The following is a 346-nucleotide window of genomic DNA, read 5'->3' on the forward strand; positions in this document are numbered from 1 at the left end:
TCGCTGATAACGCTGTGCAATAGTCTCAGGTAACCCGCTGTCACTGATGATCGTTTTAATACATGATAGTGTTGCTACAGCATGCGGCTCAACGGCATCAAATTTTGAGTGATCGGCCATGAGAATAACTTCACGCGAGCGTTGAATAATCCGTGTTTTCACCCCGACCTCAAACATGGTGGCATTGGTGATCCCCGTCTCCAGCGACAGCGCATCGCAGGAGATAAACGCACGTTCTACGGAAAAGGCATTGATCATCTCCAGCGCCAGACTCTCTCCTACCGAAAAATAACCTGGGCGAATCAGTCCTCCGATAATGTAACTTTCCACATGGGGAAAACAGCCC

The 346-nt window shown here is 49.1% G+C and carries 1 pseudogene; it reads right to left on the reverse strand.

Features of this window, described 5'->3' with window-relative positions:
- Positions 1-346: pseudogene (locus RTW80_RS27990) on the reverse strand (transcriptional regulator); the annotation flags it as partial.

Origin of the sequence: Escherichia sp. AM3 (assembly GCF_032029835.1) — a bacterium.
Lineage (GTDB): Bacteria > Pseudomonadota > Gammaproteobacteria > Enterobacterales > Enterobacteriaceae > Escherichia > Escherichia coli.